The sequence below is a fragment of the Streptomyces boluensis genome, from assembly GCF_009908195.1.
Lineage (GTDB): Bacteria > Actinomycetota > Actinomycetes > Streptomycetales > Streptomycetaceae > Streptomyces > Streptomyces boluensis.
Map to the genome: position 1 here is coordinate 1 of NZ_JAAAHS010000415.1, position 6227 is coordinate 6227.

The window sequence follows — 6227 nt, forward strand, 5'->3', positions numbered from 1 at the left end:
GAGAGGAAGCCTCTGCCAAAAGGCATAGCCCCTCCCCCCGAAGGCGCACGCCGACGCCCACGGGCACGCCCGATACTGGAACGTATGCCCTCCCTCATCGCCCTGCTGTCCCCCCGGCACAGCCCTTTCGCCGGCCCGGGTGAGAGCGGCCGCAAGCTGTGGCGGGCCGTCGTCGAGGCGGGGTGCGCGGGGTTCCTGGTGATCCTCACGTACCAGGCTGTGAGCGGGCTCGGTGACGGCCTGTCCGGCGATCTGCAGACGCTGCTCGGGTTCACCGCGCTCGGCCTGGTCGTGGTGCGGCGGCGGTTCCCCGTCACCGCGACGCTCGGGCTCGCCGCCGTCATGGGCCTGGTGCCCGCCACCGGTCTGCTCACCGCCGTCGCCGCGTACACCGCGACCCGGCAGATCGCGGTGGCCCGGCGGCGCACCGTGCTGCTCCTCGTGGGCAGCGCCCTCGCCACCGTCGGCTGCGGGGCGTTCACGCCGTACACCGACTTCGGCCCGTACGCCTTCGGCCTGGCGCTCGGCGCGGTGCTCGCCGCGACCACCGTGCTCGTACCCGGTCTTGTGGGCGCCGCCGCCGGGCAGCAGGACCGGCTGCTGCTCGCGCTGCGGGAGCGCACCGCCGCCGCCGAGGAGGCCGAACGGCAGGCCGAGGGCGCGTCCCGGATCCATGAACGGTCCCGGATCGCCGCCGAGATGCACGACCTGCTCGGGCACCGCCTCAGCCTGATCTCGCTGCACGCGGGCGGCCTGGAGATGGCCCTGCGGCAGCAGGCACCCGAGCTGCGGGACGAGGCGGCCCTTGTACGCGGCGCCACCCAGGACGCGATGCGGGAACTACGTGAAGTCCTGGGCGTACTCGGCCCGTTGGGCCGCGACACCGGCACCGACGCGCTCACCGACGCCACCGGTACGCACGCCGACATCGAGGCCCTGGTCACCGAGTCCCGCGGCGGCGGCGTGCACGTCGACCTCGACTGGGAGGGCCCCGACCTGGACGGCCGCGAGGCCCCGCTGCGCCGCGCCGTGCACCGCGTCGTCCGCGAGTCGCTGACCAACGTGCACCGGTACGCGGCCGGGGCCCGGGTCGCCGTCCGCGTCACGCACGACGAGCGGCGGGTCACGGTCACGGTGCGCAACGGCGTACCGCCCACGTCCGCCCCGGCCCCGGAACGGATCGGCACCGGGCGCGGCCTCACCGGCCTGCGCGAACGTGTCGCGCTGCTCGGCGGCACGCTTGACGCGGGGCCGACCCCGGCCGGCGGGTTCGCGGTGACGGCGGAGCTGCCTTCGGAGCCGGAGGCGGCCACGGAGCCCGGGACTGCCGCGGAGCCGGCGGCGGCCACCGGCACGGCACCCGCCGGGTCCGTGCCGGACGAGCGCGCGCCCCAAGTGCCGTCCCCGCGCGCCCTGTCGGGGTTCCAGCGGCAGTTCGCCGACACCGCCACCGCCCTGCTCGGGCTCGCGGGCGTCGGCGTGATGATGCTGTTCGGGATGGTCCTCGTCGAGCAGGCGCAGCCGGGCCCGGACTACGAGAACCCGGACCCGCCGCGCGTGGGCATGCACCGCGACGAGGTGGTGCGCGTCTCGGCCCTGGACAGCGACGAGGCGCGGGCCGCCGCGCTCGGCCGCGAACCGGCCCGCCCGAAGGCCGCGACCAGCTGCATGTACCCGTTCTCGACGAACGAGCCGGAGCACCGCGAACGCGGCGAGATGCGGCTCGTCCGCTACTGCTTCACCGGCGACACCCTGACCGCGATCGACCACTTCACGGTGCCGCTGGTCACCGAGCCGACGGACACGCCGTCGCCGTCGCCGTCGCCCGCACCTTCATCCGCTACGTCTTCACCCTCTACCTCGCCCACGCCCACCGAACCCCAGGAGCAGCAGCAGCCATGACCGAGCCCTTGGGCAGCAACCGCAGCAACCGCCCCGACCGGACTGACCGCCCCGTCCGCGTACTCCTCGCCGACGACGAGGAGATGATCCGGCACGGCGTACGCCTGATCCTGCGGCACGCCGACGGCATCGACGTCGTCGGGGAGGCCGCGAACGGGGCGGCCGCCGTGGAGCTCGCCGCCGAACTCCACCCGGATGTCGCCCTGGTGGACGTACGGATGCCGGTCCTCGACGGGCTCGCCGCGATCGGGCCGCTGCTCGCCCTCGACCCGGCGCCGCGCGTCGTCATGCTCACCACGTTCGGCGACGAGGAGAACGTCACCCGCGCCCTGCACGCCGGCGCCACCGGCTTCCTGCTCAAGGACGAGGGCCCGCAGGAACTCATCAACGCGGTGCACGCCGCGGCCTCCGGCGACGCGGTCCTCTCGCCCGGCGTGACCGGCACCGTCATCCGGCGGATGCTGCAGGGCGGCGCCCCGCCCGCCACCGCCGACCGGACCGCGCGCCTCGCCCGGCTCACCGACCGGGAGCGCGAGGTACTCCTCATGCTCGGCCAGGGCCTGGCCAACCTGGAGATCGGGCGCCGCCTCGGCATCGGCGTGGGCACGGTGAAGACGCACGTGGGGTCCATCCTGGAGAAGACGGGCTGCGGCAGCCGCGTCCAGGCGGCGGTCCTCGCACACCAGGCGGGCCTGGTCCACTGACCACACCAGGCGGGCCTGGTGTCCTGAACCGCTCACGCACCGACTCGGCGACGGCGCAAGCTTGTTGACGTAAACACCCAACGGACGCCTCTGCCACAAGGCAGACCTCCCGTCCACCCCGAGGACCACCCCACCCGCGGCCGCCCGACCTTCGGCAGGCCGCGCATTCACGCCCTGAGGCCTACGGATCGGCGTTCCCACGCGCCGAGCATGGATACGGAGCCGCCCGCCCGGCGCGGCTCCGTATCCGTATGCACATCCATATCCGGATCCGTAGCCATCTCCGCTCCCCAAGCCTCAGGAGAACAGCCATGTCCCAGGCCGCCGCCGCGCCCGCCCCGATCCACGCCCCGGCGAGCGCCGCCGCGGCCCGCGCCACCGGACTGAGCAAGGTGTACGGCAGCGGGGAGACCCGGGTCGTGGCCCTCGACTCGGTCTCGGTGGAGTTCGGGCGCGGCCACTTCACCGCGATCATGGGCCCGTCCGGTTCCGGCAAGTCGACGCTGATGCACTGCATGGCGGGCCTGGACTCCGTCTCGTCGGGCTCGGCGCGGATCGGCGACACCGAACTCGCCGGCCTCGACGACCGCAGGCTCACCCGCCTCCGCCGGGACAAGATCGGCTTCGTCTTCCAGGCGTTCAACCTGCTGCCCACCCTCACCGCGTACGAGAACATCACGCTGCCCATGGCCATCGCGGGCCGCCGCCCCGACCAGGCGTGGGTCAGCGCCGTCGTCCGTACGGTCGGCCTGGCCGGGCGCCTCGACCACCGGCCGAGCCAGCTCTCCGGCGGCCAGCAGCAGCGCGTCGCCGTGGCCCGCGCCCTCGCCTCCCGGCCGGAGATCGTCTTCGCGGACGAGCCGACCGGCAACCTCGACTCCCGCGCGGGCGCCGAGATCCTGGGCTTCCTGCGGGAGTCCGTACGGGAGTTGGGCCAGACCGTCGTCATGGTCACGCACGACCCGGTGGCCGCCGCGCACGCCGACCGGGTGGTGTTCCTCGCCGACGGCCGCCTCACCGACGAGCTGCTCGCCCCGACGGCGGAACGCGTCCTGGACCGGATGCGCCTCTTCGACGCGACGGGCCGCACAAGCTGAACTGCCCTGCTGTCGTGGCCAGTTGAGCCACCCGCGCCCGTACACCCCTCCGGAACCCTGGACCGCCTCCATGCTGCGAACAGCCCTGCGCAACGTCCTCGCGCACAAAGCCCGACTGATCATGACCGCGCTCGCGGTGATGCTCGGCGTCGCCTTCGTCTCCGGCACGCTCGTCTTCGGCGACACCGTCGCGGGAGCGTTCCGTGCCGCCTCCACCAAGAGCCTCAAGGACGTGGCGGTGTCGGTGCAGGCCGACACCGTGCCCGGTGCGGCGGTCGGTGCCGCCGAGCCGTCCAGTGTGCTCGACCGGCGCCTCGTGGACCGCGTACGGGAACTGCCCGGTGTCACGTCCGTGCGGCCCGCCGTCAACGGCACCGCGACGCTCGCCGCGAAGGACGGCCAGCCCGTCAACGCGGCGAGCAGCTGGCAGAACCTGGCGGCCGACTACGTGCCGGGCGCCGACGGCAAGGACGCCCGGCACCCGCTGATGTCCGGCCGAGCCCCGCACGGGAAGGGCGAGTTGGCGCTCGACGTGACGACCGCGGCGAAGGCCGGGTACCGGATCGGTGACACCGTACGGTTCGCCACGACCGGGCCCGCCCTCACCAAGAAGCTCGTCGGCATCGTCCGTACCGAGGATCCCCGGGTCATCGCGGGCGGCACCCTGGCCCTCTTCGACACGAGGACCGCGCAGGACCTGTTCCTCGCGCCCGGCCGGTTCGACGAGGTCTCCGTGGCCGCCGCGCCCGGCACCGACCAGTACGCCCTGGCCGAGCAGGTCCGCGCGCTGCTGCCGAAGGAGGGCGCGACCGCGACCAGCGGCGCCGAACTCGCCGCCGAGCAGGCCCGGCAGACCGCCGAGAGCACCGAGGCGCTGACGAAGCTGCTGCTTGTCTTCGCCGGGATCTCCCTGTTCGTGGGCGTGTTCATCATCGCCAACACCTTCACCATGCTGATCGCCCAGCGCAGCCGCGAACTCGCCCTGCTGCGCGCCGTGGGCGCCTCCCGCCGGCAGGTCGTCCGCTCCGTCCTGATCGAGGCCGGGCTCCTCGGACTCGGCGCGTCCGCCGCCGGTTTCGCCCTCGGCCTCGGCATCGCCGCCGGGCTCCGTCCGCTGCTCAACGCGAGCGGCGCGGGCCTGCCCGAAGGCCCGCTGGTCGTCTCGCCCGCCGCGCTGATCGCGTCGCTCGCCGTCGGCGTCCTCGTCACGGTGCTCGCCGCCTGGCTGCCGTCCCGCAGGGCCGCGAAGATCGCCCCGGTGGAGGCCCTGAACAGCGTGGAAGCCCCAACTCCGGTACGGAGCCTGCGCGTACGGAACACGATCGGCGCGCTGCTCACCGGCGCGGGCGTGCTCACCATGCTGTACGTGTCGACTCTGAACGACGGCACGGACGGCGCGGCCAGCGACCTGATGCTGGCCATGGCCGGTTCGTTCCTCACCATGACCGGCATGATCGTCCTTGCCCCGCTGCTCTCCCGGCCGCTGGTGCTGCTCGCGGGCAAGGTCACCACGCGCTGCTTCGGCGTCAGCGGCAAGCTCGCCCAGGAGAACGCGCTGCGCAACCCGCGCCGTACCGCCGCCACCGCGTCGGCCCTGATGATCGGCCTCACCCTGATCACCGGCCTGACCGTCACGGGCGTCTCCGTCGACCGTGCCGCCCGGCAGGAGGCGGTGCAGGGCCTCACCGCGGACTACCGCGTCGCCAACTCCGCGTATCTGGGCCTCGACCCGAAGCTCGCGGACAAGGTCGCTGACGTACCGGGCGTCGCCGGTGCGACGGGGATCGCCTCGGCGGGGCTGACGGTGGACGGCGAGTTCGCGCTGGCCTCCGGCGTCGACCCGAAACAACTCGACAAGGTCGCGGACCTCGACTTCACCAGCGGCTCGGCGACCGCACTCGGCCCCGGAAAACTCGCCATCTCCGACGCGTACGCAGCCCGGACGGGCCTCAGGACCGGCGACACCGTGCAGGCCGCGTTCGACCTGGAATCCGGAGAGCCGGGGCCGCGGAAGCGGTACACGGTGGTCGGCGTGTACGCGGAGAACCGCGTCGTCACCGGCGTCATCGGCGACCTGCGGGACGTAACCCCGTACGCCACAGCCGGCCAGTACGACAGCATCCTCGTGAAGGCCGCCCCCGACAGCTCCAGGACCCTCGACCGCGACATCCGCGACGCCCTCGGCAACAGCCCGCTCCTGAAGGTCCAGGACAAGCAGCAGATCACCCAGGAGGAGTCCGGCGAGCTGACGTTGATGCTCAACCTGATGTACGGGCTGCTCGGCATGGCCGTCGTCATCGCGGTCCTCGGCGTGATCAACACCCTCGCGATGTCGGTCTTCGAACGCACCCGGGAGATCGGCATGCTCCGCGCGATCGGCCTGGACCGCAGGGGCATCCGCCGCATGGTCCGCCTGGAGTCGGTCGTCATCTCCCTCTTCGGCGCGACCCTCGGCATCGGCACCGGCATCTTCCTCGCCTGGTCAGCCGGCGCCCTCCCCGCCGCCAGCCTCCCCACGTACACC

At 73.3% G+C, this 6227-nt stretch carries 4 protein-coding genes; all 4 read left to right on the forward strand.

The annotated features are described in order from the left end of the window. Positions 1–84 precede the first annotated feature (84 nt). Positions 85–1902, forward strand: coding sequence for a sensor histidine kinase (locus tag GUY60_RS32445; protein WP_161704413.1), 1818 nt, complete (start codon positions 85–87; stop codon positions 1900–1902). Further along, entirely contained in the window at positions 1899–2606 is a 708-nt protein-coding gene (locus tag GUY60_RS32450; protein WP_161704415.1) for a response regulator, read from the forward strand. The genes GUY60_RS32445 and GUY60_RS32450 overlap by 4 nt, the downstream gene beginning before the upstream one ends. A 311-nt stretch (positions 2607–2917) precedes the next feature. Then, the gene (locus GUY60_RS32455; RefSeq protein ID WP_161704417.1) at positions 2918–3703 is read left to right on the forward strand and encodes an ABC transporter ATP-binding protein; all 786 of its coding nucleotides are present in this window, start codon (positions 2918–2920) and stop codon (positions 3701–3703) included. A gap of 70 nt (positions 3704–3773) precedes the next feature. Then, positions 3774–6227: ABC transporter permease (locus GUY60_RS32460; protein ID WP_161704419.1), on the forward strand; the 2454-nt coding region annotated here is incomplete at its 3' end.

Excerpts from the sequence above, each read along its gene's own strand:
- GUY60_RS32445 (WP_161704413.1), top strand. The coding sequence starts at position 85 with ATGCCCTCCCTCATCGCCCTGCTGTCCCCCCGGCACAGCCCTTTCGCC.
- GUY60_RS32450 (WP_161704415.1), top strand. The coding sequence starts at position 1,899 with ATGACCGAGCCCTTGGGCAGCAACCGCAGCAACCGCCCCGACCGGACT.
- GUY60_RS32455 (WP_161704417.1), top strand. The coding sequence starts at position 2,918 with ATGTCCCAGGCCGCCGCCGCGCCCGCCCCGATCCACGCCCCGGCGAGC.